Source organism: Paenibacillus sp. Y5S-9 (assembly GCF_036894235.1).
Classification (GTDB): Bacteria; Bacillota; Bacilli; order Paenibacillales; family Paenibacillaceae; genus Paenibacillus.
Genome location: NZ_CP145887.1, coordinates 2818046 through 2843612, shown reverse-complemented (window position 1 = coordinate 2843612; position 25567 = coordinate 2818046). Strand labels below are relative to the sequence as shown.

General features: G+C 46.5%; 21 protein-coding genes. 7 read left to right on the top strand and 14 right to left on the bottom strand.

Annotated features, from left to right (window positions below):
• Positions 1 to 171: 171 nt before the first annotated feature.
• From infC to V6669_RS12830, 11 genes are all read right to left on the bottom strand, one after another.
• The gene (gene infC, locus V6669_RS12880) at positions 172 to 663 is read right to left on the bottom strand and encodes a translation initiation factor IF-3 (protein ID WP_133384465.1); all 492 of its coding nucleotides are present in this window, start codon (positions 661 to 663) and stop codon (positions 172 to 174) included.
• A gap of 120 nt (positions 664 to 783) precedes the next feature.
• Positions 784 to 1716 carry a manganese-dependent inorganic pyrophosphatase gene (locus V6669_RS12875; RefSeq protein ID WP_036670609.1) on the bottom strand — a complete coding sequence of 311 codons (933 nt, stop codon included), beginning with the start codon at positions 1714 to 1716 and terminating at the stop codon, positions 784 to 786.
• A 256-nt stretch (positions 1717 to 1972) separates the two neighbouring features.
• Positions 1973 to 2725 (bottom strand): metallophosphoesterase family protein, encoded by a 753-nt coding sequence (locus tag V6669_RS12870; RefSeq protein ID WP_338594155.1) that lies wholly within the window; start codon positions 2723 to 2725, stop codon positions 1973 to 1975.
• A gap of 99 nt (positions 2726 to 2824) precedes the next feature.
• Entirely contained in the window at positions 2825 to 3832 is a 1008-nt protein-coding gene (locus V6669_RS12865) for an LLM class flavin-dependent oxidoreductase (protein WP_338594154.1), read from the bottom strand.
• A 236-nt stretch (positions 3833 to 4068) separates the two neighbouring features.
• Positions 4069 to 6006 carry an LTA synthase family protein gene (locus V6669_RS12860; protein WP_338594152.1) on the bottom strand — a complete coding sequence of 646 codons (1938 nt, stop codon included), beginning with the start codon at positions 6004 to 6006 and terminating at the stop codon, positions 4069 to 4071.
• A 115-nt stretch (positions 6007 to 6121) separates the two neighbouring features.
• Complete coding sequence (locus V6669_RS12855) at positions 6122 to 8395, bottom strand: putative PEP-binding protein (RefSeq protein ID WP_338594150.1); 2274 nt, start codon at positions 8393 to 8395, stop codon at positions 6122 to 6124.
• Positions 8396 to 8544: 149 nt separating this feature from the next.
• Entirely contained in the window at positions 8545 to 9702 is a 1158-nt protein-coding gene (locus tag V6669_RS12850; protein WP_338594149.1) for an amidohydrolase family protein, read from the bottom strand.
• Complete coding sequence (locus tag V6669_RS12845) at positions 9683 to 10984, bottom strand: amidohydrolase family protein (protein ID WP_338594148.1); 1302 nt, start codon at positions 10982 to 10984, stop codon at positions 9683 to 9685. Before V6669_RS12845 ends, V6669_RS12850 begins: the two co-directional genes overlap by 20 nt.
• A 20-nt stretch (positions 10985 to 11004) precedes the next feature.
• Complete coding sequence (locus V6669_RS12840) at positions 11005 to 12561, bottom strand: glutathione ABC transporter substrate-binding protein (RefSeq protein WP_338594147.1); 1557 nt, start codon at positions 12559 to 12561, stop codon at positions 11005 to 11007.
• A 65-nt stretch (positions 12562 to 12626) separates the two neighbouring features.
• The gene (locus V6669_RS12835; RefSeq protein WP_338594927.1) at positions 12627 to 13916 is read right to left on the bottom strand and encodes an amidohydrolase; all 1290 of its coding nucleotides are present in this window, start codon (positions 13914 to 13916) and stop codon (positions 12627 to 12629) included.
• A 58-nt stretch (positions 13917 to 13974) separates the two neighbouring features.
• Entirely contained in the window at positions 13975 to 15246 is a 1272-nt protein-coding gene (locus V6669_RS12830; protein ID WP_338594926.1) for an amidohydrolase, read from the bottom strand.
• 215 nt (positions 15247 to 15461) lie between these two features.
• Between V6669_RS12830 and V6669_RS12825 the strand changes: the two genes are divergently transcribed.
• The 7 genes from V6669_RS12825 to V6669_RS12795 all read left to right on the top strand — a co-directional run bounded on the left by V6669_RS12825 (position 15462) and on the right by V6669_RS12795 (position 22402).
• The gene (locus V6669_RS12825) at positions 15462 to 16346 is read left to right on the top strand and encodes an ABC transporter permease subunit (protein WP_074094755.1); all 885 of its coding nucleotides are present in this window, start codon (positions 15462 to 15464) and stop codon (positions 16344 to 16346) included.
• A 31-nt stretch (positions 16347 to 16377) separates the two neighbouring features.
• Positions 16378 to 17298 carry a nickel ABC transporter permease gene (gene nikB / locus V6669_RS12820; protein WP_253434434.1) on the top strand — a complete coding sequence of 307 codons (921 nt, stop codon included), beginning with the start codon at positions 16378 to 16380 and terminating at the stop codon, positions 17296 to 17298.
• Positions 17299 to 17319: 21 nt separating this feature from the next.
• Entirely contained in the window at positions 17320 to 18360 is a 1041-nt protein-coding gene (locus V6669_RS12815) for an ABC transporter ATP-binding protein (RefSeq protein ID WP_338594924.1), read from the top strand.
• A 38-nt stretch (positions 18361 to 18398) separates the two neighbouring features.
• Complete coding sequence (locus V6669_RS12810) at positions 18399 to 19388, top strand: dipeptide ABC transporter ATP-binding protein (protein WP_338594923.1); 990 nt, start codon at positions 18399 to 18401, stop codon at positions 19386 to 19388.
• Positions 19389 to 19572: 184 nt separating this feature from the next.
• Positions 19573 to 20337 carry a histidine kinase gene (locus V6669_RS12805; RefSeq protein ID WP_338594144.1) on the top strand — a complete coding sequence of 255 codons (765 nt, stop codon included), beginning with the start codon at positions 19573 to 19575 and terminating at the stop codon, positions 20335 to 20337.
• Between the two features lie 39 nt (positions 20338 to 20376).
• On the top strand, positions 20377 to 21075 hold the full coding sequence (locus V6669_RS12800) for a helix-turn-helix domain-containing protein (RefSeq protein WP_315936121.1): 699 nt from the start codon (positions 20377 to 20379) through the stop codon (positions 21073 to 21075).
• A 1-nt stretch (position 21076) separates the two neighbouring features.
• A complete protein-coding gene (locus tag V6669_RS12795) occupies positions 21077 to 22402 on the top strand; it encodes a hypothetical protein (protein ID WP_338594142.1) in 1326 nt (441 codons plus the stop codon).
• A gap of 58 nt (positions 22403 to 22460) precedes the next feature.
• Here V6669_RS12795 and V6669_RS12790 read toward each other — a convergent pair whose 3' ends face one another.
• The 3 genes from V6669_RS12790 to V6669_RS12780 form a co-directional block, all read right to left on the bottom strand.
• Complete coding sequence (locus V6669_RS12790; protein WP_338594140.1) at positions 22461 to 23258, bottom strand: hypothetical protein; 798 nt, start codon at positions 23256 to 23258, stop codon at positions 22461 to 22463.
• A 189-nt stretch (positions 23259 to 23447) separates the two neighbouring features.
• Positions 23448 to 23765: a hypothetical protein gene (locus tag V6669_RS12785; RefSeq protein ID WP_338594139.1), complete on the bottom strand. Its 318-nt coding sequence runs from the start codon at positions 23763 to 23765 to the stop codon at positions 23448 to 23450.
• 138 nt (positions 23766 to 23903) lie between these two features.
• The gene (locus V6669_RS12780) at positions 23904 to 25409 is read right to left on the bottom strand and encodes an AraC family transcriptional regulator (protein WP_338594138.1); all 1506 of its coding nucleotides are present in this window, start codon (positions 25407 to 25409) and stop codon (positions 23904 to 23906) included.
• Between the last annotated feature and the right edge of the window lie 158 nt (positions 25410 to 25567).

Sequence of the window (25567 nt, the reverse complement as noted above, 5' to 3'; positions counted from 1 at the left end):
ACGGCTTTTGCATTAAATTGCAAACAATACCTCAATCCAAGTGATGACAAACAAGCCCAATACAGCAGCAGTTAACCTGCCACTTCATTGGGCTTTCTTTACATCCAAAAGATCATTACTGTATCGACATTAGCATACCTTTATGCTACATCAAAGATCGCTCCTGGCAGTTTAAGCAATCGGGTCCAGTTGCACAACAACCTGTTTACCACTTACCTGAACCCCCGTTGTTTTGCTACCGAATTCAGCCAGCGATTTACTCAGTTGCTCTGCCCATTCTTTCCCTGCAACTCCTTCTTTGGCTCCGTGCACCTGGATGACGAGTTTTACCGAATCACCCTTCTTCAGGATGCGTTCCGCCTGAGACTGCTTCGTATCCCGGTCATGATCCTCCATACCAAGGTTCAAGCGAATTTCCTTTACTTTACGTTTATCGGGAGATTTACTCGCTTTTTTCTTCGCCTGCTGCGCTTCTGCTTTGGCCGCTCCAGCTGCAATCAGCTTGCAAGGCGGTGGACTCGTCATCAAGGACAAGCACACCAGATCTACTTTATGCTGCTTCGCAAGTTGAAGTGCTTCCTGCGTGGACATCACACCCAGATCTTCACCATTCAGGCCGGTCAGCTGCACTTCGGCTGCTTTGATCTTTTCATTTTTGATCATGATTCTTCCTCCTCTACATCAAAAGCCTGTCCTGACCATTTACGGATCAGAGCAGGCTAGGATGGTGTTGCTAGTTATTTGTAATACATATCAGCGTATGAATACGCTAATCCGTCTGATTTACAGCGTGTTGAATGCTTCCGTCAGAACCGGTACGATTTGTGATTTGCGTGATACTACGCCTTTCAAGATAGCTCTGCTATCAGACAGCGTCACATTGTAGGCTTTCTCCACTGCTTTAGTGGATGTACCATATGCCAAAGCTACGGAATCGTTATTCAGAATGTCTGTTACGACAAATACAAACAGGTCGAGACCTTTACTCGAAATAATCGCTTCAATAGCTGCTTCAAGCTCAGGTTGCTTCACGAGAACATCATTCACGTCAACGGCATTAACCTGTGCAATTTCCACTTTGGATTGACCCATTACGAATTCTTTTGCATCCAGGGAGATTAGTTCAGCAATTGTTTTTTGGCTCAGATCCGCGCCGGCTTTCAGCATGTCCAGACCATAGCTGTCTGCATCTACACCAGCAATGGCAGCCAGTTCACGCGCAGCGGCTACGTCTTGCTCTGTGCAAGTCGGGGATTTGAACAACAGGGAATCGGAGATAATGGCAGACAGCATCAGACCAGCAATCGGCGCACTCACTTCGATACCATTTTCTTTGTACATTTTATTCAAAATAGTTGCTGTACAACCTACAGGCTCTGCACGGAAATACAGAGGTCCGCTTGTCTCAAAGTTAGCAATACGGTGATGGTCAATAACTTCAACGACAGTCACTTCCTCAATATCGCTTACACTTTGCTGACGCTCGTTGTGGTCAACCAGAATGACTTTATTTACTTCATTTGCAGCTGTTTTAATCAGACGCGGTGCTGCGATTTTGAATTGATCCAGTGCGAACTGGGTTTCACCATTGACTTCGCCGAGACGCACAGCTTCAACGTCCTGACCCAATTTGGTTTTCAGATCCGCATAGGCGATTGCCGAACAGATCGTATCCGTGTCGGGATTTTTGTGACCGAAGATTAACGCTTTCTCCATATTTATAGCCCTCCGTCAATTCTCATTTAGAATAATACATGTCATATTTTAATCATACCCTAATGATTATAGCGCTAATAAGGCTTAATTCCAATCCTTTTACAGCGAATTGATTGCAAATCATTCTCAGGTAAGTCATTTTGGAAAATAACCAAACTTGGTTCATTACCCTCAAGTCGATATGATATGTATCGTATTTATTCATCGTACAACCTTATAAAATTAGCATACGAAACCCTGATACGCAACGAAAACATTAAATCTCAGGCTCTTCCGCGCTCTGCCCTTGTCGTACAAAAAAGGTCTGTAGACTGCCGTCTTCGCTAATCTCCAGCAGGTTCAATTGCGCTCCGTAGGCACAACCACCGTCAATGCCAATTTTGTCTCCGCTCGGGTCAAACCAAATGCCTGTCTCATCATGCAAATGTTTCACGGGTGTGTGTCCAAATACGATCGTTTCTCTAATCGTCGTTGGTCTGGAATAGAATGGTTCACGAATCCAAATAAAGTCCCGCTCGGACTGGCTTCTCCAATCCTCAATGTCCGGGTTGATCCCGGCATGCACAAAAATATAACCCGGAATCTCGTACACCAGCGGAAGCTGTTCCAGAAAACGAAGATGGTGTTCATAGTGTGTACGTATCCACTGTTTGGCTTCAGCATAAGCTTCCCAATCTATCTGCTGCTCATCATAAGTAAGCTCCAGATCCAGATAACTTGCCATCGTTTGTAATCCACCGTTACGAATCCAGTGTTGATCATACTGCTCAACATCCTGGGTTAGCGCCTTGACCATCATGGCATCGTGATTGCCTTTGATCACAATAATATGGTGCTGTTGCTGAAGCTGCATAATCTGTTCGATGACCTGTCTACTGCTTGGACCGCGATCCACATAATCACCCAGCAAAATCAATTCATCTTGCAAAGGATTATAATCTGCAAGCTTAAGCAGTGCATTAAATTCATCGTAACAGCCATGAATATCACTAATGACACATCTGCGCATGTGAATCTCTCCTCTCCCTGATCACGCAAGAGTATAACTGGAACCTTTCATGAGCAAGATTCCAGTCTGTTCAGAGTAGTTATTCCCGCTTGCTCACTATTAGTCCTGCTTGAGTCCAAAGGCTTCTGCAATCAGGCCGAATGAACGTAGACGTGCTTCAAACGAATGGACCGCTGATGCAATAATGACTTCATCTGCTTCATGGCGTTCAGCCATTGCGGTAATTTTATCTTTCACCTGATCTGGTGTACCCACAATGGAAAAAGAACGACGTTGACGGATCTGTTCCATCTCCATCGCTGTGAATGGATAGTTGTTCACCGTCTCCAGGGATGGGAAGGAACTTTGTTCAAGACCTCGTCCGAGGCGCAGGAAGAAAAGTTCATTGCTGCGCGCCAGTTCAGCGGCTTCCTCCTCTGTCTCCGCGCAGAATGCCGAGACAGCAATCATTGAATGTGGTTTGTCATTCAGGATGGACGGCTTGAAATGTCTGCGGTAATGTTTCATCGCTTCTTCGCCGCCTGGTGTTCCGAAGAATTGGGCAAACGCATACGATGTCCCTTGCGCTGCAGCAATTCTCGCACCTTCGGAGCTGGAACCCAGCAACCACACTTCTGGTACCGTTGGAACCGATGGTCCGGCTACCAGAGATGCAAACCGATGATCCTCGGGCAACTGCTCGTGGAAATATCCGCCCAGATCCGCGATCTGTTGAGGAAAGAATTGTACATTCGATGATTTCCCTTCATTCAGAGCTCTGCTGGCAATCGGCATGCCGCCTGGTGCTCTGCCAATCCCCAGGTCAATCCGCCCCGGATGCAAAGCTTCCAGCAGACGGAAATTCTCCGCAACCTTATAGGCACTATAATGAGGCAGCATAACGCCACCGGAACCTACGCGAATCCGATCCGTATGTGCAGCCACATGTGCAATCATAACTTCAGGACTGGAGAATGACAGCGCACCACTCCCGTGATGCTCCGACATCCAGAAACGGGAGTACCCCAATTGATCCGCATGTTGTGCGAGTTTCACCGTTTCCTGCAGCGTATCCTGTACACTGCGTCCTTCATTGATATGTCCATGTTCGAGTACACTCAGTTTCATATATATTCAATCCTCTCGTCGGTTGGGTTCATAAGTACTGTGAATATGAGTTCTGCGAATATTACGCGCTCTTGCTCACTTCATTCTTGCTCATTACATTGTAACATTAATTATTACAGTTTCAAACTTTAGTTATTCTCTTTATTACCACACTTGCACAAGAAACATGCAAAAAAACGCCACCAGCTTTTGAACTGGTGACGTTCTGATCTAACCTAATTGAAGAGAAAATTGATTTATGGCGCACGTTTCGGTAACAATTTCACATACTCGTCAGACAGTTTCATCAGGCTGAGCACATGTTCATAGTCGGCACGATAGGGTTCCAAATCCGTTACCGGTTCATATGTGTTCAGCGAATAGGCTGTTCCATCGTCAAAGCCCGCACCCGGGATAAACATGATGTCATTGTTGACAAATGAACCCGTTGGCAAGTAATACCGGATACCGAAGGCATTATGGTCCATGTTGAGCAGATCATGTCCGAAGGCAGTGAATTTCTCATCCTGGAGCGAAACTCCCATCAGGTTCATGATCGTTGGCAACATATCCAACTGACCGCCTGGCTGCTCAATCACTTGTCCTTTGGTCTGTTTCGGCGTATGAATCATTAACGGGATGTTGAATCGACTTACTTTACCGTCATACGGGACGCCCAGATTGGCCTGAATCTGCTGTGTAATCTCTTCGTCAGCAGGCAGACCAAAGTGGTCTCCGTAGAGCACTAACGTTGTGTTATCCCATAATCCGTTCGCCTTCAACTCATTAATGAGTTGACCGATGGCATAGTCCGTATAATTGATCGCTTGCAGATAATCGTGAAGCAGTTTGTTCGTAATAGTCGCAGGAATCGTGATGCGTGCACGATCAGCGGGAACCGTAAACGGCGAGTGGCTCGATGCCGTAATGAACTGAGCATAGAACGGCTGATTCGCAGCCTGATGCGCAGTCATTTTTTCCACACCTACACGGTACAACTCTTCATCCGATGGTCCAAAGTCATTGAATCTGTCGTTCTCGAAGCTGGGCTTGTCGAAGTAACGAGTGAATCCGAGTGCCGGATACATTTTGTTTCGGTTCCAGAAGGTGACGTCATTGACGTGGTACGTCTCTGACTCATATCCCTCTTTCCCCAATAATTTGGGAAGACTCGGCAGTTCACGGTCACTATACCCTGCTGACATGGGAACAACTCCGGTTGGATAGATAGAGGTGTTCGACATGAACTCCGCGTCTGATGTGTTTCCCTGTCCGATCTGTTGGAAAAAATGAGAGAAATAATAGCTTTCTTTGGCCAGATCATTCAGTACCGGTGTTAACTCCTGACCGTCTAATGAAGCATTAATCGGGAAATTCTGAAAGGACTCCAGTTGCAGTACGATCAGATTGCTGCCTTTGGCCTGACCAAAATATTTGGCTTTCACGGCTGTCCCGTCACTTGGTTTATCCTGATACGGATACTGGCTAACCAACTTATTGATCTTGGCAATTGTTTCGTTAATGTTGCCATTCGCAATGGCCTCATTTTCTTTGCTCGTCAGAATGGCAGACGATACCTGATAGTTCAGGAAACCGAGATTTTCAGCCCGCACCAGCTCATTATCAATCGTTTCACCTTTGACAATAAAACTGCCAGACAGCACGATGCAGAATGCAGCCGTAAGCGCAACGCCGAGCTTGCCCCAGTAACGTCTGCGAATTCTACCAAACGTCAAACCGCTATCGCGGTAACTGTTGTGGTTACGACCGCCAGCACGTCTGCGCATAATCAACCATATTGGCAATGCCAGTACGATGTCTGCAAAAAACAGAAAGTGCTCCGGTCGTACCAGTGGTCCGATACTTCCCCGTACTTGGGCAACTTGCCCTAGTTCACTAAGCGCGGTATAGGTGGGTACCGAACTGAAATGAACGTTATACAGCGTAGCCGCGAACAGCACCAGAGAAAACAGAATATTGAATCCTCCGTATACTGCTCGCTTCCAGCCTTTGGGCACGATCAGATCCAGCAGGCATACCACAGTTAGTGCGCCTAATGCGTCAGTTAACAGACCGATGCCGGACAGACCCTGGAAAAAGAAATACCGCAGCAGTGATAACTTCAGCAGCATAAGAATGAATAACACGGCAAATAAGGTCCGTGATGAAGTTCGTTCATTTTTGGAATTATACATGGTCGCTTTCAACCCTTACCCTGAAATTTTACGTTCATTTTACAAAACGCATATTTCAGTATAACAGTTTTCTGGTTGCTATTCCATGGAAGTTCCGTGTAGGACGGGGTGAGTGTTACGCAATTGTGGATATATCTGCATTCTGAGTGTTCGCGCCCTCTCTCTGTTCCTTAATGGTTGCTTGTGCAGCAGCAATTCGTGCATAAGGGATCTGTGCAGGCAAACAGCTTACGTAATCCAGACCAATGCGGTGGCAGAACGTAATCGACTCCAGATCTACAACATTTTCTCCGCAGATCCCTGTCTTCAGATGAGGTTTTCGAATTCGACCTTGGACTACCGCCATCTCAATCAGTTGTCCGACTCCCTCAATGTCCAGCACATAAAATGGATTATTCGTTACCGTACGAGAGTCCGTATCCAGTTGAATGAATCGCTTCTCAGCTTCATGGCGACTATATCCAAATGTCATCTCTGTCAGCTCATCCGTGCCAAACGAGAAAAAGTCAGCCTGGCGAGCAATGTGAGTCGCCGTCAGCGCCGCTCTCGGAGCTTCGATCATCGCCCCCACTCTATAGAGACAATGCCGCTTCTCCTCACCAAGCACTTGGTCAGCCACATGATCCACCAGATCTCTCATCACCTGAAGTTCATGCACATGACCGATCTGCGGGATCATAATCTCGGGACGTACCCACCAGCCTTGCCGGATGCCTTTCACCGCTGCGCGGAAAATCGCTTCAAGCTGCATATCAACGATCTCCGGGAACACCGTACTCAGCCGACAAGCCTGTTGCCCCAATGTCGGATTATGTTCATGCAATTCACTGACTCTGTGAATTACACGTTCCAGTTCCTCCAGTTCAATCTGATGGTCTTTTTGCTCCTGCCACTCCTCTGCTTGTAACCACTCACGTCGTTTCTCCAACACTTCCAGATCCGGTAGCAGTTCATGCAACGGCGAATCGAGCAAACGTATCGTTACCGGGTATCCATCCATCGCTTCGAATATCTGTTCAAAATCAAACTGCTGCATCGGCAACAGACGCTCCAAACCACGCCTGCGTTCGGATTCACTGTCTGCCAGGATCATTTTTTGTACAAAAGGTAACCGCGCAGGTGATAACAGCATGTTCTCCGTCCTGCACAGACCTATTCCCTCAGCCCCTAGTAGCCGTGATGTCATGGCATCCTGCGGATGATCTATATTGGACAGTATCGTCAGTTCCTTTATTTCATCAGACCATTCGAGCAGAAGCTGTAGTTCCGGTGTACCACTTGAGAACCCTTTCAACATCTCCGTCACATGCCACGGCTCGATACGTAACAGCGCATCCGCTTTGGTGATTACCCCTTCATGCACAAAATCAATAGTACTCTGCAAGGCGGCCTTAGCACTCAAGCACGCTGGACTGACATACAGAAGATACAGCTCCCCTGAATCGATAATGAATTGGATTTTTTGAACTTTCCCCATATAGCGCTCCAGATAACTGCAAGCATCCAACAGAAGACCATATAATCCAGGTTCTTCTCTCCGCAACTGATCCAGTCCTTCATCCTGAGATTGGGAGAAAGCAGATGCAGAGTACTCGCCTGTCATGCCTCTTTCGCCCGTACCCGGATGACGGGAATATACCGTGCCGCTGCCGCTGCGTTCACCTTGCTCACCATTAACCATCACCTGAATAAGAGCCGGAGCTCCTTGATGATCCCCTGAGTGTCGAGTAGATTGGAGACCAGGTTCTTGTTGTGAGTTGAGTCGAGATGCACGTTGTGTATGAGAAACCGCACGAATGGCTTCTTTTAATTGTAATTGGACGTCTTGAGGGAAAGGATGAAGTCCTATGTCTTCTATTAATTGCTTATATTCTGCGATGGCGAATTCCAGTTTCGCTTCATCGAGGATCGAAAGGTCACCCAATTTCTCTTCAAATAGGGTGTACGGGATGCCATGTACTAGCTGACCATAATCCTGTAATAAAATTCGATAACAATTAAGAGCATACTGTCGATCATTGGTTTGCCTGGCGAGCCCCTCAACCGTCACATCATTCAGTCCCACATGAAGCAAAGCAGGAGATTCCATATCATGGGAACTCGCTTCACTTGACCTCACGGCAAGCAGCAGCGGTGCTAAAGCATCGCCGAAAAATTTTCCTGTTTGTCCTTCCAAGTGCCGAACTGCGCTGCCAATCTCTTGAACTTCTTCTGTGGAAAGATGTCCAAGACGGGTACAGAACGCGCGACAGCCTTCCCTTGTTACAATGAACCCGGCCGGAACGGGCCAACCTGCCTGAAGCAACACTGCAAGTCCAGCCCCTTTACTACCCATCAGCCCTTTCATCTCTGCCGTACCTTCTTCCAACAGAACTACCCGTTTCGTCATTACAGCGCTCCCATCTGCCATTACATGGCTATGCTTCAAAGGCAACCCAACCATTCGAATTACCCTTTAGTTAATGGTATGTTGCAATGAGGCAGTCAAGGACATTTGCTTCGACATTTGTGTTCGGAATGTAAAACGTATTTTCTATCTTAACGTATACGTTTGCCCTTTTTGAATACCGCCGTGCGCGCAGGTACAGAAGCTAGAGCGTGTTGGGCGTTCAATGCCCGTACTAACATGAAGTCAGCCGGATCACCAACGCTTGGGGTTAACTTGCCATTACTCACCCACGAATAGGTGCCTAACAACCTGTCATCACTGACCCAATTTTCACGTTCAGCCATTCGGGAAGCTCGCTGCAACATATCGCCGTTGCCAAATGGTGACCATGCATCACGGATGTTATCGGAACCAAGCATAAAGTTAACACCTGTATCGAGAACCTGGCTTCCTCGCGGCATTGGACGATCTATAGGTACACTAGATACAAGTGTTACTCCGGCTTGTTTTAACACATCAAGGGTAGGCTGTACGTCGGATTCCGTTTGCTCCCCCAAGCAATAGGCATGGCTAACCGCTGTTCGATGCTGAAGTCCTGCCTCCATTGTCAGTTCAGCAAATCGCCATAAGGTGGCTAAACCGGTTTCACCTCCATCATGAAGATGAAAATCGATCCCCTTATCTGCAGTTGTAGCGATATCAAACATCATCTGTAAACTGCGTTCCATATCCCCATCCAGACCTGCCGGGTCGACACCACCAACCAGATCGGCCCCCAGTGCCAGCGCCTCCTTCACGATCTGTTCAGAAGATGAACGAATGAGCCCTTGCTGAGGAAATGCCACAATCTCAATGTCCATGTAATCACAAAGCTCATCTCGAACTCGCAGTATGGCCTCCAGATTTCGGAGACCCACCTCAGGATCCACATCAACATGTGTACGAATGCGCGTTGTACCGTAATCTATCATTTGTTCAGCAAGAACTTTCGCCCGTTCTCCCACCGTTTGAGTCAATCCACCTAGCAGTTTTTTTTCATAAGCAAGATGAGACTCCAATGTCTGGAACGGCTTCAGGGGAATCCAGCGTTCACCGATATGATGTTTATCCAGATGGCAATGCATGTCTGCAAGTGCCGGAAGGTACACAAGCCCGGCAGCGTTCCATGAATCGGCATCGCTCTGGCGAGCATGTATGATTTGATCCTGATCCGTGGATTCTGCCACGACCTGTGTAATTTTCCCCTCTTCAATAACCAACGTGTGTGTTCCCGTTGGCAAAAGTACATTATCGATAGCTAATTTCATAACATTCTCCATCCTCCACTTTTGTAGTCAGAAGGCGACCATTCTTCCATACACCAACAGGTCGCGGTCGTTCAATAATCAGTTCACGCCTGGATTGCACTGGAAATATGACCAGATCGGCTTGTGCTCCAGATCGGAGACCGTAATTTTCTATTCCGAGTGCCCGTGCTGCACCTAGTGTTGCCATCTCCACCAATGTATCGGTATCCGCTTCACTCCCCATGTAAGCCGTATGGGCAAGCAACAAAGCGATATCAAACGGATTACCATTACCAAACGGTGTAAAGGCATTTTGAATATTGTTGGCGCCGTAAATCACGTTCACCCCCTCCTCACGCAACAAACCAACCGGCGTTATGCCTCTGCGGGTGTTGTCGTTATCCGCTCGGCCATTCAGGTACAGATCTGTTGCAGGAAGGGTCATGAGATGAAGATCCGCTTCTGCAATCTTTCTGGCACATAACTTCACCTTTTCCCGTGGCATAGCCGCAAGCGAAGTTACATGACCAGCGGAAACTCTGCCCTGAAACCCATAATCCAAGGTCTTATTCGCTATGTGAAGTATAGCTTCATCTTCAGCATTTAATGAGAAATCAGCATGGAAATCAAGGGGGCGATTGTACCGTGCAGCCAGTTCAAACGCAAAATTCAGATGATCATCCAGTATGGGATCAACATAAGTAATTCCACCAATGACGTCGGCTCCCATCCTTACTGCCTCTTCCATAAGATCTGCGGTACCTGGGGCACTAATAATCCCTTCTTGCGGAAAGACCACAATCTGGATCCCCATCATGTCCTCCATTTTTTCTTTCACGGTCAACGCACTGTTCATAGCCCGTAGTCCCAGCATGGGGTCCACTTCAACATGACAACGGAGTCTGGTTACGCCGTAACTGGATAGTTTTCGGATCACTTCTATGGATCTTTGGATCATATCGGGCTCCGTGAACCCTGCCTTAAGCGCAGCTGTCATCGAGATTGCTTCCTGCAATGAGGCAGCATCACCAGGCATGCGATCAAGTAAAAGCGCCTTTTCCAGATGGATGTGTGGTTCAATTAACCCTGGCAGGACGAGACCACCCTTAGCATCAAATATAAATCCATACTGCCCATGATTTTCTTCAAGTTCTCCATGGATCATACCTGTCATGTCACTCATGGAAGAACCCCCACCGTCCGAAGACGGCAGGATCTTTTCAATGGTTGTACCATGTAATACGATATCATGTAGTCCATGACTCCCGGGAATCCGGCAATTTTGAATGAGTTGGCGGATCATGTTGACCACTCCTCCGTCCGTTATTTCAGAAAGCTTGCGCTGTTGATCTCAATAAAACCGGATGGACTAATCCATACCCCATCCACATCTTTGGAGAGGGCTGCCAGATTCTCCCCATTACGGAACGGTAGAATGGGAACATCGTTCAGCTCAAGTTGAATGACTTTTTCATAAATGGCTGTGCGTTTATCGGGGTCCGTTTCTTTCCGGGCATCTTCAATGAATTGATCCACTTCCGGATTATTATAGAAAGAATGATTACCAGGGACTCCTTTGGAGGTGCTGTGAAACAGGTTGAACTGGTTATAATCCGCATCGCCTGTTGCATTCCCCCATCCACTCAGGAACATTTCGGTTTCCCCTTTGGCAGCTGCATCAATGTAAGCTCCAAACTCCAGCACTTTCACCTCAAGGTTAATTCCGATACCTTTCAACTGAGACTGTAATACCTCTGCTACGTTCACTCTTGTTTTGTTATCACTGGTATATAGCGTGGCCGAGAACCCCTCCGGATACCCAGCCTCAGCAAGCAAGGACTTAGCCTTGTTCAGATCATAACTGTACCCCTTCACATTGGAACTGTACCCGATCATCGTGGTTCCGAGTGTGGAGTCCGTTACCTTGCCAATATTGTTGTACACGCCGCTGACGATAGATTCCTTGTCCACCGCGTAAGCTACAGCCTGGCGAACCAACGGATTGTTAAATGGCTCTTTGCTTGTATTAAACCCTATATGGTCCGTAGAAAAAGCCTCGTAGCGCCCCAGTTTCATGGTTGAAGATGCTTCAATCCGTGCAATCTCCGTGGAGGGAACCTGTTCTGCTACCTGAGCCTCTCCTGTCTCAACCATCGCCAAGCGAGTCGTATCTTCCGGGACGGTTTTAAATTCCACTTTATCGATGTTTGGTTTGTCACCCCAATAATTTTCATTTTTAGCAAGCACGATTTTGTCTCCTGGTGTCCATGATTCAAATACAAACGGTCCTGTTCCACTAGGCTCCTTCACCATATCTGTTCCAGCCGATTCTATGGAAGCCGGGCTAAGTATATTTCCTTCCGCACTGGCAAGCAACGACATGATTGGAGCGTAAGGATAATTCAGGATAAACTGAATCGTATGCTCGTCCACCGCCTTCACTTCCTTGATCATGGAGAACATGCCTGCTTTGGGTGTAGTCGGAATACGTTCAAACGTTTTTTGCACAGCCTCTGCATTAAAAGGTGTCCCATCATGGAAAGACACTCCCTCACGCAATTTGAACTCCCATGTTGTATCATTCCGTTGCGTCCATTCCGTAGCCAGCAATGGTTGATACTTGCTGTTCTTGTCCATCAAGACAAGTCCTTCTGTTATTTTATGATGGTATACCGCCATCGAATTAATCTGGGAACTGTACTGAGGGTCCAGATTATTTGCATCACTCTGTCTCGCTATGACCAGTGTACCTCCCGATTGGCGTTCTCCCGGAGAGACCGCTTCACCACCTGCTGTAGATGTTCCTCCCGATGAACAGGCACTAATTACAAGTGTCATGGACAATGCCAGCATGCTTCCGACAAACCCTCTTTTTTTCATATAAATCTCCTACTTCCGTTATGAATTGAATTGGATTGGATTGAATGATGTAATATGTCTGAATGTTACACGTTAACAAGATTTCCCTGATATATGAATGCACCTCGTGCTGAACGCCTTGCGATCGCTTCAGCCGAGCAGGATGCCTGTACAAGAACCGCTGTCGCTGGATCACCAATGAGAGGCCATTGAACATTACCCTGTTCATCTAACGGGGTGATTCCCCCTGTAATATATCCCATTGTCTCGGCTAATCCCCGTTCTGAACTCCATCGCTCACGCTCAGCCAACCGTCCGGCTCGTTCCAATATGTCACCACGGCCGAAAGGTCCCCAGTGATCCGTGATGGTATCTTCACCCAATTCAACTCGAACTCCGTATTTCTTCAGAAGAGAGTAGGGCACCCAGCGGTTAAGCGGTACAGTTGACGTTATCGAGATATCCAGTTCCGCAAACCGTTCAGCCAGTTGCACCTGCATCGCTTCTGGAACGTCTGCAAAACCCAGTGCATGGCTCACATTCACTCGTCCCTGCCAACCGGCCTGCTCCGTCATCGCTGCAAGACGATTCATCGTAAATGTGCCCAAATGACCCGGATCATGAATATGAATATCCACTCCTGCATTGGCTTCCACAGCCAGGTCCATGATGGTAAAGAGTGATTTTTCAATATCATTATCCACCGTTGCGGGGTCCACCCCGCCTACCCAGCGTGCACCCCGTCGCAGTGCCTCTTTCATTTCTGCAACAACGCCACTGCGTAGAAGACCATGTTGTGGAAACGCCACGATCTCACATGTGAGACTCTGGCTAAATTGAGCCGCTGCTGACACGGTTGCTTCAAGATTGGCAAGCCCAATCTGGGGATCAATATTGCAGTGGGTTTGCACATGCGTAACCCCGCTGGATTGCAGAAGAGACAATACTTTCACAGCCCTCTCCTGCGCATGCGGCAATTGCCGTGGCAATAGTTCACGCTCCTCTGCAATTCTTTTGAAAATTCCTTCAGGCGGCGTCGGCGCGATCCAAGGTCCACCGTAATATGTTTTATCAATGTGAATATGCATTTCGCGGAACCCGGGTAAAAGCAGCATCCCTCCCGCATCCCGATCTGAGCATGGCTTGGCCAACTCCGCTTCTTCTCCTTTCATCAATTCTGTAGTAACTGTTAACGAATCTGAAATATTACGATTTTCCGTTTTAACGATTCGCATGATTTTTCCATGTTCGATCCATAGATCAAACAATTCACTTATGGTCCCGGTTATATGATCATTCTCATAACGATACCCTTGTTCCAAACGCACATTACGTAACCAATACGGTGTATGCTGATGCTGTATAATGCCCCTCATCTCCTTCTTCGTCACATGATTTGAATCCAATGAACTTCCGTAAGTTTGTCAGACAGGCTTACTCATGCACCATTCGGTGTCCCGTCTGATCATCCCAGATGAGATGTCCTTTGGAGAAAACTGCTTTTCTTGGTGCTCTGCGGGCTACAGCTTCCGCTGCACAGCTTGCATCGACCAATACCCAATCTGCCGAATCACCCGGAACAGGCCACACCCGTTCACCTTGAGCATCCAGTGTTTCTCTGCCTCCCGTGATCAGTCTCAGCGACCGGGCTAACGAACGCTCATCAATCCAGGCAAACCGTTCTGCGAGTCTCGAAGCACGTTCCAGAATGTCCCCGTTTCCGAAGGGTTGCCACGTATCATAAATGTTGTCACACCCTGCTTCCACATTCACTCCATGCTCCCACAGCAGAGGCACAGGTGGCAGTGTTCGACCATGAGGCGCACTGGTTATGATGGTTATTCCCGCCTCTGCCAACAGATCTGCTGTAGATCGCGCTTCTGCCTCACTGACTTCACCAAGTGCAAATGCATGACTGATCGATACATTTCCCTGCAGTCCTGCTTCCACAGTCAACCTTGCCAATCTCTTCATTGTATAGGTGCCCAAATAATCCGGATCATGGAGATGCAGGTCAATACCTGCACCCGCTTCAACTGCAAGCTCCACCATCAGCTGCAAACTCGCCTCCAGATCTGTGTCCATTGTTGCAGGATCAACCCCGCCGACCAGATGAGCCCCTTGCTGAAGCGCCTCACGAACCAATGCTTTACTGCCCGAGCGCAATAAACCATGCTGGGGGAACGCCACAACCTCATGTGTAATCTGATGACGATAAGAATGGAACAAGTTCAATACGGGTTCCAGTTGTTTCGTTCCTGCTTCAGGATACACATCGATATGGGTCCGTATATGAGTAGAACCTGCTTCAATCAGACGTTGAAGCAGAAGTTCAGCCCTTTGCAACGGCGGTGTGACAAGCTGCGGAAGAAGCCTTTTTTCGATTTCACATCTGCCGGCCACCCCGCTGGCGGGTATAACCGCTTGCCAAGGTTCGCCCAGCAACGTTTTATCCAGATGAACATGCTTCTCAGTAAATGAAGGTAACATCAACATTCCTCTGCCATCATACGCAGGCTCCGCCAGAATCTGTTCTCCGTCCATGTTGACCGAATTCATCCTGTCAGCCGCAATGACTTGCACAATCACCCCTTCTCTAATCTGTACATGACTAAGTTCTGTTTCCGTACCCCGTACAGCATCCCCGTCATAGACATAGCGGCGTTCAATCTGAACATTAAGCAGCCAGTAGTCTGTTGAATTCATGTAGTCCAATTCGCATCTCCCCCTTCTTAATTCTTTGTTTTGGAGTTGGAGGCTATCAATCCTGCCTTGAATTCCATTCTAGCGATTAATTGTCATGTTTATTTACATGATCTTTACTTAAATTTTCGTTATTTTTACTTCATGTGTAAAAATCCTTTATTTTTCACTATTGTGTGTTAGTTTTATTAACATATCAAGCGATAAGGGAGGCTCCTATGAATCAATCTGCGATCACACCTGCTGCTCCACACACGGTAATAAGACCTGGTCAACTACGTAAGTTTCTTACCCGTATGGCAGCAAACAAACTAGCCTCTGCCGGAGGCCTCATTGTTCTCTTCTATATTATTGTTGCTCTTTTTGCCCCGTGGATTGCTCCATACGATCCTTATAACATCCATCTGCCTGACAAATTACTTCTCCCCTCCTGGGATCACTGGATGGGTACGGATGATAAGGGTCGCGACCTGCTTAGCCGCATCATCTACGGAACACGTTTATCCCTATTAATCGGTATTGCTGCTGTAAGTATTGGTGCAATCTTCGGTGTGCTCCTGGGACTGATAGCTGGTTACTACGGCGGTTGGATGGATGCCATTATTATGAGAATCATGGATATCCTTCTGGCCTTCCCGGGTATTTTGCTCGCTTTGGCTATCGTCAGTGCACTGGGAGCAAGCCTGATCAATGTCATGATTGCTGTTGGTGTCTTCTCCATTCCCATGTTTGCACGAATTGTAAGAGGCTCAACACTGACGGTCCGGAAGCTCGAATACATTGATTCCATACGCACGCTTGGCGGAAGTGATCTGCGAATCATTCTCGTGCACATATTGCCCAATATTATGTCGCCTATAATCGTGCAGATTACGTTGCGCCTCGCAACTGCCATTCTGTCCGCAGCAGGTCTTTCCTTTCTAGGTCTGGGTGCTCAGCCTCCTTCCGCAGAATGGGGCGCCCTGTTAAGCAGTGGACGTGATTACATGTTCAGTGCCCCATACTTGGCTCTTTTCCCCGGCCTCGCCATCTCCACACTTGTAATTGGCTTCAATCTGTTTGGTGATGGTCTACGTGATGCACTTGACCCCAAATTAAAATAACTTTGCTCATGAAAGGAAGAGAACATCCTATATGCTGACTTACATTGTGCGACGCCTCATTCAGACCGTTCCCGTTATATTTGGCGTCATTCTGGTTGTCTTTCTCATTATGCAAATGGTCCCCGGAGACCCTGCCGTTCTCATCGCCGGAGACGGGGCATCTGAAGAAACGGTACAAGCCATCCGCCATGATCTGGGACTTGATCGACCTCTTCCGCTGCAATACATCCAGTATGTACTCGATGTGTTTCGCGGAGATCTGGGAACCTCATATCGCTCAGACCATCCGGTAATGGACGAAATTATGCTTCGCCTGCCCACCACCATTCAATTGGCACTGGCCAGTATTGTCATCACGATTGTACTTGGTATGATAGCGGGAATTGTATCCGCCACCCGCCAGCATAGTACAGCCGATCGCCTGATTATGCTGGTTGCCCTGCTGGGCATCTCACTCCCCAGCTTCTGGCTGGGCATGATGTTAATCTCCTTTTTCTCCGTCAAATATCATCTCTTACCCGTTACCGGCTGGGGAAGCCTGGAACATGTCATCTTACCTGCTATCACGCTTGGTGCTTCGGGAGCCGCCATCGTTGCCCGAATGACCCGTTCCAGTATGCTAGATGTCATTCATCAGGACTACATCCGTACCGCACGGGCAAAAGGTCTGAAAAATAGACTCATTGTATACAAACACGCCCTCAAAAACGCGCTTATTCCCGTAATCACTGTCATCGGATTGCAATTTGGAACACTGCTTGGCGGGACGGTTCTGGTTGAATCTGTTTTTGCTATCAATGGTCTGGGCCGATTGATCGTTGATGCCATTCGTATGAGGGACCTCCCTGTCGTACAAGGAGGCGTACTTGTTGCTTCTGTCATTTTTGTTTTCGTGAATCTGGGTGTGGATCTGTTATACCGGTACTTCAACAAAAGAATTGAGATGGATTAAGGAGGAGAAAATCGCATGGCTATGGTAACGCAGGAGAAGTTGCTGGAAGTACAAGGACTGCAAACATACTTTTTTACAGACGAAGGAATTAGCAAAGCTGTGGATGGCATTGATTTCAGTGTACATCGCGGTGAAACACTAGGTCTGGTTGGAGAATCCGGTTGTGGAAAAAGCATGACATCTCTCTCCATCATGCAGCTTCTAAGTCGGCCGGGACGAACGGTCGGAGGTCAGATTTTGTTCAAGAATGAGGATCTGCTGACCAAGTCTGAAGAACAGATGCGGTGCATTCGCGGCAAAGAGATATCCATGATTTTTCAAGAACCAATGACCTCGCTGAACCCTGTTTATACAGTCGGAGAACAAGTTGCTGAGGTGTTCAGGCTGCATGAGAACCTGGGACGGAAGGAAGCTTGGGCAAAGGCTGTTGAACTGTTGCGCATGGTAGGAATACCTTCCCCTGAAGAACGCGCGCATCAGGAACCCTTCCGACTTAGTGGCGGCATGCGTCAACGCGTCATGATTGCAATGGCTATGGCTTGTCAACCTGATCTGTTAATCGCAGACGAACCCACGACAGCGCTGGATGTAACTGTACAATCTCAGATTCTTGATCTGATGAAGCAACTCCAGCAGCGTATGGGCATGTCCATCATCCTGATCACACATGATTTGGGTGTTGTTGCAGAAACCTGTGACCGCGTGGCTGTTCTATATGCAGGACAGATTGTTGAATACGCCTCTGTGGATTCCATATTTGATAACCCCAAACATCCATACACCCAGGGACTGCTTCAGTCACTGCCAAGGATCGATGAGGACCAGGAAGAGTTGTTAGCCATCCCGGGAACTGTTCCGAGTCCTTATGATCTGCCTTCAGGGTGCCGATTCGCCCCCAGATGTGCTTTCCGCAAAGATATCTGTTCTATGGCGCAGCCTGAGCTGTTGAAAAGTTCTGATGAAGAATCGGTACGCTGTTGGATGTATGACGATCAATGGAGTGACTGTGATGTAAGCGGCCAACCGCACATCTCGAATCAGGAAGGGAGCAAAGTGATATGACAAGCATCCATGTGAACCCCCCATTGTCCGCAACAGACATGAAATCTGCGGCACTTTCGAGCTCTGATGTCCTTGCTGATATCAGGCATTTGAAACAATACTTTCCGATTCGAGGAGGCCTGCTCGGCAGAGTGGTTCACCATGTCAAAGCTGTGGATGACATCAGTTTTCAAATCTATGCAGGTGAAACGCTCAGCATTGTAGGGGAGTCAGGTTGTGGCAAATCAACAACAGGACGTTCCATCCTGCGACTCGATGACCCTACGAGTGGAGAGATTTATTTTCAGGGCAAAAACATTCTAGAGTTAAATAAAGCTGAGTTAAAGCGAATGCGCAAGGATATGCAGATTATTTTTCAAGATCCCTTCGCCTCTTTAAACCCTCGCCAGACTGTACGGCAGATTTTGAAGGAAGCACTGGAAATACAGAAAGTAGTCCCTCGCGGCAAACAAGATGACCGTATCCGTGAACTGATGGACAATGTTGGTTTGCGTCCGGAGCATATTGATCGTTTACCTCATGAATTTAGCGGTGGGCAGCGCCAACGGATTGGAATCGCTCGAGCACTTGCACTGGAGCCTCGATTAATTATCTGTGACGAAGCCGTCTCCGCGCTGGATGTATCCATTCAGGCTCAGATTATTAATTTGCTTAAAAAACTTCAGAAACAACATCAACTGACATATCTGTTTATTTCCCATGATCTTGGTGTGGTCCGTCACATCTCTGATCGTGTGATCGTGATGTACTTGGGTACAATCGTCGAGATCGCTGATAAAAAATCACTGTTTGATCGCCCGCAACATCCGTATACACGTGCACTGCTGAGTTCCATTCCATCGACGAAACGTAATCAGCCAAAAGAGCGTATTCAGTTAACCGGTGATGTCCCTTCTCCCATCCATCCACCTAGTGGATGCCGGTTCCATACACGTTGTCCATTTGCAGTGGATCGCTGCTCTTCTGAAGTTCCCGAACTACGCACCATTCATGAGGGACATCAGGCTGCCTGCCATCTGATTTCCTAAAATCATGCATCCTTTTTGGGCACCATTTACAAATTGCTTTCCTTCTATTGAATCACTTACCAAAATACATTAATATGACAATACATTTCTCTTTCAACTTCATATTTTTATAATTTATGATTTACGGATGGCTCTATCAGATTCAATAGACACCCAATGTTAGCATGTAGCATGGAGGACCATCATGATTAATCTTGATCAATTTACTCTCATCATCCTAATCTTCATAATCGCTCCCATTGTGGGGGCGATTGCTCTATTGATTTTGTTTTTTTTCGAGAAACAGCTGGACTTGCTTCGGATGCAAACAAGGCAGATCGAGCTGGAGAAAGAGTTCCAAAAATCACTGTATGTACAGCTTAGTCAACAGATTCAACCTCACTTTATGTTTAACACCCTCAACGTTATTCTCAGTCTGGCCAGACTACGTCGTACCGAACAGGTTGTTGGTGCGCTTGAGGTTTTCTCCAAATTCCTCAAATTCAAGTACAATACCGATGAGCCCATGATTCGTCTGGAAGAGGAAATTCGTTATACCGGTCATTATCTGGAGATTCAGCATCTGCGGTTTGGTGAACGCTTGCGACTTGTCACGGATTACGATGAGAATGTGCTTGATGCTTTCATCCCTCCCTTTGTGCTTCAAACGATTGTAGAAAATGCGTTCAAACATGGACTTGAACCCAAAATGGGCCCTGTCGAGTTAACCATCCGTTGTCTTCGAAATCAAAAGCAAGTGTTGCTTACCGTTATCGATAACGGTGTGGGTCTCACACCAACATCCTCAGATGAAGTGATTCAAGGACATGGACTGGAAAATATCAGAAAGCGACTGTATATCTTTTTTGGTGAGGAGAGTTCTCTCCGCTTAACAGCGGGACACCAAGGAGGAGCTGTCGTTGAGGTCAGTTGGCCTTATACCCAAGAAGAGATATTGAAAGCTCATTAATAACGGAGAACGATACATCACGAATAGGGGGACTTCATCATGAATGTATTGCTGGTTGATGACGAGCCTCTGGAACTGGAGCAGCTGGAATTTCTAATTCAGCCTCAATTTCCTTTCTGGCGTCTCTACAAAGCTGCCGATGGAACACAAGCCACATCGATTGGACAAGAAGTACAGATTCAACTCGCCCTGCTCGATATTAATCTCCCTGGCAAATCCGGTCTGCTCGTTGCCGAGGACCTGCGCCGTCTTCACCCCGAAATTCATATTATCATGATCTCTGCACACCACAACTTTCAATACGCTCGTCAATCGATCAAGCTGAAAGTTATGGATTACATCACCAAACCCGTCATTGAACAGGAATTGCTCGAAGTATTACATGAGTTTGATCACAATGACTCACCAGCCGTGCAGTCCAAAGTCATTCAGGAAGCACTCCAGATTATGCAAAAACAGTTTTCAGGAAAAATCAATCTCTCCGGGCTCGCCTCAGCTGTTCACATGAATCCAACCTATCTGAGCCGACTCTTCCATGAAGAAGTAGGTATCTCTTTCTCTGAATATCTGAATCAATTACGAATGGAGTACGCCAAACAACTTCTTCACCGTCATTCAGATTTGAATATTGCAGACGTTGCTGAACGATGTGGCTTTAACAGCCAGCACTACTTCTGCACACAATTCCATAAACATGTGGGGATGCCACCCAAAAAGTTCCGTGAGAAGAGGAGTTAAGATGCGCTACAATCATTTCCGCGACAATTTGGCGGCACCTGTCAAACTGGGGATTGGACTTGGAGCGATTGCGCTACTTGGGCGATGGCTCACCGGGCTCAACATTGTAGATTCACCTGAAGCATTGATGCGTTATGGCTTGTACGGCACTTTGGGGTACTCTCTCGCGACAGCCCTCGCGCTGATGTTATTTGGATGGCTGGGCAAATATGTGAGAAGCCACTCCGGTGATGCATTAACACTGAGTCAATGGCTGACAGCCAAACTGACACCTTCAGGGGCTCGTTTGATGACAGGATTATTTGCGATACTAATTCTGGAAACGGTGCTCCTGCAAGGAATGGTGTCCGGATTCTTCTTCCATCAATTATTTGGTCTTCCCGAAGTTGCTGGGCGAACGGCTTTTATCGTCATCTGCTCTTTACTTGCAGGTTTTATTGGATTACAGACACTCTATGCATTGGCTATTCCCCAAGTCATTCTGACTTTCAGCGTTGCCATCATGTTTCCTTTGTTTTATTTTATCCGGCAAGGTGTTGACCCGGTTTACTCAGGAATTCGTCTCTATCATCCTTATATGCTTGTGATCGACAACCATTCTGCCCTGCTTTTTATCGCAACTGGTGTATTGGTTGGTCTGGGACAGGTTATTGCTGATCCAGCTACTTGGCAGCGTCTATTTCACATCGAACGATCCAAAATTGTGCCAGCATTTATGATGTCCGGCATGATGTATGCGACCGTGCTGATGGCTTTTCTACTGCTCGTGATGGTCTCCATTCATTCTGGCGGGCTGGCCAATATACCGTCTCTGATCTATCCGCTATTGTCCATAACCCATTCACCCGTTTTGTTTGGGATGTTGATTATATGTCTAATCCTGATGTTCACGGTGTCCTATATGAGCCGGTTTCAAGCCGTTCTGAAATTATGTATGGAACAATTCAACCTTGCCAACTCCGGTGAAAAACGTACCCGGAACATCATCATTTGCATGGCCATGTTTATAGCAACCATCATTTCCCTTTCCGTGTCGATGACGCCAATTCAAATCCTGTATTTGTTCGGATCATTGCATGCATGCATGCTTGGTCCCATGCTGCTACTGACTTTAATTCACAAGCGTATACACGGCATTACACTTCCTCTTATCACAATGGGGGGATGGATCGCTCAATTTTTGCTGCAGCTGTTTTCCTCTTTTTCGGGGCTTGAACGAATCTGGATCAGCAGTGCCGTATCGGCTGTCCTAACCTGTATTTATCTACTCGTAACGCTAGGTCTTCGTCGCCACACTCAACACATGTCAATGGATTTAGATCGCTAATTCATCGTAGTGAACAAAAAAGAAGCCCCTTCAGCTAAGCTGAAGGAACTTCACATTTTTAGTATTCACTTACCTCAAACGTCAGCACCCGATCAAACAGGATATAATCCTTCCGACTCTTAAATGGCCCTTTGTTGTTGTCGTGTTTATCGATGGCATACGAAGCTTTTCCGCTTCCCGCTTGCTTGGCTTCATACCAGGTGATGAAATCATTTACTTCTTTCATGCTTAGGTCGAATTCTTTCTCCAAACCCGTTGTCATGGTGACGACAAAGATAGCACGGTTGGTGGATGGTTGCTCTGGTTGTTCCGGAGTTGTAGGTTCTTCAGGTTCTGGTGTGGTTGGTTGCTCTGGTTCAGAAGTATATGCATTAAATTCAAAAACTTTTAACGGTGCACTGGCGTTTGTGTTAACTAGACTAATTTTACTTACACCCGATGCAATCTCAGGTAAAGTTACTAAAGAACCATCGGTCGTACTAACTGTAAAATATCTAACGTACTGTCCTTTACTATCTAACAGTTCAATTACGATATTTGTATTTCTTTCTGCTTTCAAACGATAAGATATAACAGTCTGTGGAGATTCGAAATCATAATAGATATGATCTAAGGTTCCTGTAGGTCCCGGAGTACTCTTATCAACAGAAAAAAATGTTCCCTCATTATTGTCAGTAGCTTCTGTACCTATTAAATTTCCTTCAGTAAATCCTCCACTGTTATAGAACCTCTTCCCATCAAGCAGTCCACCACTGTAATCTACCGCAGCTTTCACAGTTTGATTGGGTACAAGTACAAACAGCAAAACAATTGCTCCAATAAATAAACTAATATTCTTAAAAAATGTTGTTTTCACATGAATCCTCCTAAAGTGTTTATGTACAAGCACACTTTAGTGTATATATGTTTATGTGTCTAAACATAAACTTGCTCATCTATAAAATTCAGCTAAATTCTTGAAATTTTATTTTTTTATTGGATATAAAAAAGCCCAAGAAGAATAAATCTCTCCTTGCGCTTCCAGATTGTAAATCTAATGAATTAGCTATTCCCATTCACCTTTTTTGATGTAAGTTGCATCATAAGCAACAATTACATTTGTCTTATCTGTTACCTTTTGCATATCATCGAACACAACTTCTTCTTCGCCGTAATCTACTAAACTCGAATCCACTTTCTCGAAGACCCCACAATCCTTCACATAAATTATATCTGGATGGTTAGAATCATATCTTAAGCTTTCAGGAAGATCTTCACCCGAAATTTCATGCGATTCGGCGACCGCAGTCGTCGATATTGCTGTAACAGGAATCATCCCAATAACAGCTATTACTAAAAGCGAGGCCCAGATTTTTTTATGCATAGGATGTCTATTCTCCAATTCATTTTTCCTATATCATACAGTAAATCCGATTAATAGAGTATTTTTTTCATTTTCTTCGATTTTAATTTAATTATTGAAACCAGCTTGTTTGAAGTTAGTTTTAGCTCCCATTCATTATCAAGCCATAAACCGCAATATATCCTCAATCTTCTTCCCATGGGAGATCACACCGTAGTTCATCCACGACATAAAATCCACTTCATACACATTACCACTCTTCACCGCAGGCAGGCGCTTCCATTCGTCCCTTTCAAGCAGTTCGCGCTCATCTCCAGGTTTAGCAGAATTTCCAGTGTCAAATGTAATCAACAAGTGATCCGCATTAAGCTGACTTAACTGCTCCAATCCAATGAAGACCCTGCGTTCGTGTCTTGTCCATTGCTGCAAACGGGAGTGCGGAGTCAATCCAAGATCCTGATAAAGTACAGGACCCACGTAACCCTGCTGATCCCCATAGAGAGTAATGTCAGACGCGGATATGCGCAAAAACGCTACTGTCTGACCTCGCATATAACGTGCTAGTCGACCTTTGGCTTCCAATGCCTTGTCTTCATACGCACCAATTACATCTTGAACCCGATTTACCTTCCCCAATACATCGGCTGTCGATTTCAAAATGGAGCGCCAATCTTCTCCCAGATGATCGACGTAAAATGTGGGTGCCACATGCTCAAAGCGGTCCAGATTCCATCGATCATATCCCTTATCCAGCATGATAAAATCAGGTACATGGCCCAGATTAAATTGCGCATCCAGCTGGCTCACATCAAATTCGGGTACATCATCCAACCCCAAATATTGCTGTCTGCCCCAGGAATGATGTGAACATTGCAATACGGGTTTTACGCCTAGAGCCAACACAAAGTCTTCCAGATACGGAGCAAAGACACGAACCTCTTGACGGTGATGACGGCGGTACAATCCAGGTGAAATACCAGCATATTGCTTGAAACGGCGACCAAAATAATACTCACTGCTGAACCCCACATTTTGTGCAATTTCATGGATACGGTCATCCGTGAGCTGCAATAGTTGTTTCGAGCGCTCCAACCGAACCGTATTCACATAATCAAGCGGAAGCTTGCCTGTAATTTTTTTGAATTGCCGAGTATAGCTTGCTCTGGTAAGACCAATATCTGCAGCGAGCTCATCCACGGTTATGGTCTGATCATAGTGGTCGCCAATATAGCGAATTGAATTTTGAAGACGTGCACGCTCATCGGGTGCTTCTGTTTCAGGATTACTCTGGCGAAGCAAAGCACGGAACCACTCATGGAAACGAAGCTGTAGCTCCCATTGCTCTAGCCAATCGCAGGTGATCTGTTGACGCAGTATTTGTTCCAAGGCTTCGAGACAGGAACTCCACGGACTGTAACTGAGCTGCATAAGAGGTAGTATTGTCGGAGAATCTGTACTTTCGGGAAGTTCTTGCTGCTCTTCCGTGTTTCTTCTAGACAAAGCGTTCGAATTCTCTTCGCTTAACTCAGCCACCATTAGATCAAGCTTATAGTATTGCAATTCACTTCCTGTCCCAGGAGAACCTTCTATTTTAACGGATGTTCCAGCCGGAACAAACATAATCATTCCTTTTTCCAAATGAACTTCCCGATCTGAGTAAAGCATTGAACCCTTCCCAGACGTAACAACGAATAGAGAGTGGGAAGACGATATTCTGTATAGCAAACGTTTATCAATATGTGATGTGTTGTGATCTACGTATTCCATATGCTGAAGCGTGCATAGCCAGGGCTTGGGAATCCATTGTATTATCGTGGGGCACA

Excerpts from the sequence above, each read along its gene's own strand:
- V6669_RS12780 (WP_338594138.1), bottom strand. The coding sequence starts at position 25,409 with ATGCTTTACTCAGATCGGGAAGTTCATTTGGAAAAAGGAATGATTATG.
- infC (WP_133384465.1), bottom strand. The coding sequence starts at position 663 with ATGATCAAAAATGAAAAGATCAAAGCAGCCGAAGTGCAGCTGACCGGC.
- V6669_RS12815 (WP_338594924.1), top strand. The coding sequence starts at position 17,320 with ATGGTAACGCAGGAGAAGTTGCTGGAAGTACAAGGACTGCAAACATAC.
- V6669_RS12865 (WP_338594154.1), bottom strand. The coding sequence starts at position 3,832 with ATGAAACTGAGTGTACTCGAACATGGACATATCAATGAAGGACGCAGT.
- V6669_RS12810 (WP_338594923.1), top strand. The coding sequence starts at position 18,399 with ATGAAATCTGCGGCACTTTCGAGCTCTGATGTCCTTGCTGATATCAGG.
- V6669_RS12840 (WP_338594147.1), bottom strand. The coding sequence starts at position 12,561 with ATGAAAAAAAGAGGGTTTGTCGGAAGCATGCTGGCATTGTCCATGACA.
- V6669_RS12800 (WP_315936121.1), top strand. The coding sequence starts at position 20,377 with ATGAATGTATTGCTGGTTGATGACGAGCCTCTGGAACTGGAGCAGCTG.
- V6669_RS12875 (WP_036670609.1), bottom strand. The coding sequence starts at position 1,716 with ATGGAGAAAGCGTTAATCTTCGGTCACAAAAATCCCGACACGGATACG.
- V6669_RS12785 (WP_338594139.1), bottom strand. The coding sequence starts at position 23,765 with ATGCATAAAAAAATCTGGGCCTCGCTTTTAGTAATAGCTGTTATTGGG.
- V6669_RS12795 (WP_338594142.1), top strand. The coding sequence starts at position 21,077 with ATGCGCTACAATCATTTCCGCGACAATTTGGCGGCACCTGTCAAACTG.
- V6669_RS12845 (WP_338594148.1), bottom strand. The coding sequence starts at position 10,984 with ATGATCCGCCAACTCATTCAAAATTGCCGGATTCCCGGGAGTCATGGA.
- V6669_RS12825 (WP_074094755.1), top strand. The coding sequence starts at position 15,462 with ATGAATCAATCTGCGATCACACCTGCTGCTCCACACACGGTAATAAGA.
- V6669_RS12805 (WP_338594144.1), top strand. The coding sequence starts at position 19,573 with ATGATTAATCTTGATCAATTTACTCTCATCATCCTAATCTTCATAATC.
- V6669_RS12855 (WP_338594150.1), bottom strand. The coding sequence starts at position 8,395 with ATGACGAAACGGGTAGTTCTGTTGGAAGAAGGTACGGCAGAGATGAAA.
- V6669_RS12870 (WP_338594155.1), bottom strand. The coding sequence starts at position 2,725 with ATGCGCAGATGTGTCATTAGTGATATTCATGGCTGTTACGATGAATTT.
- V6669_RS12850 (WP_338594149.1), bottom strand. The coding sequence starts at position 9,702 with ATGAAATTAGCTATCGATAATGTACTTTTGCCAACGGGAACACACACG.
- V6669_RS12835 (WP_338594927.1), bottom strand. The coding sequence starts at position 13,916 with ATGAGGGGCATTATACAGCATCAGCATACACCGTATTGGTTACGTAAT.
- V6669_RS12860 (WP_338594152.1), bottom strand. The coding sequence starts at position 6,006 with ATGTATAATTCCAAAAATGAACGAACTTCATCACGGACCTTATTTGCC.
- V6669_RS12830 (WP_338594926.1), bottom strand. The coding sequence starts at position 15,246 with ATGAATTCAACAGACTACTGGCTGCTTAATGTTCAGATTGAACGCCGC.
- nikB (WP_253434434.1), top strand. The coding sequence starts at position 16,378 with ATGCTGACTTACATTGTGCGACGCCTCATTCAGACCGTTCCCGTTATA.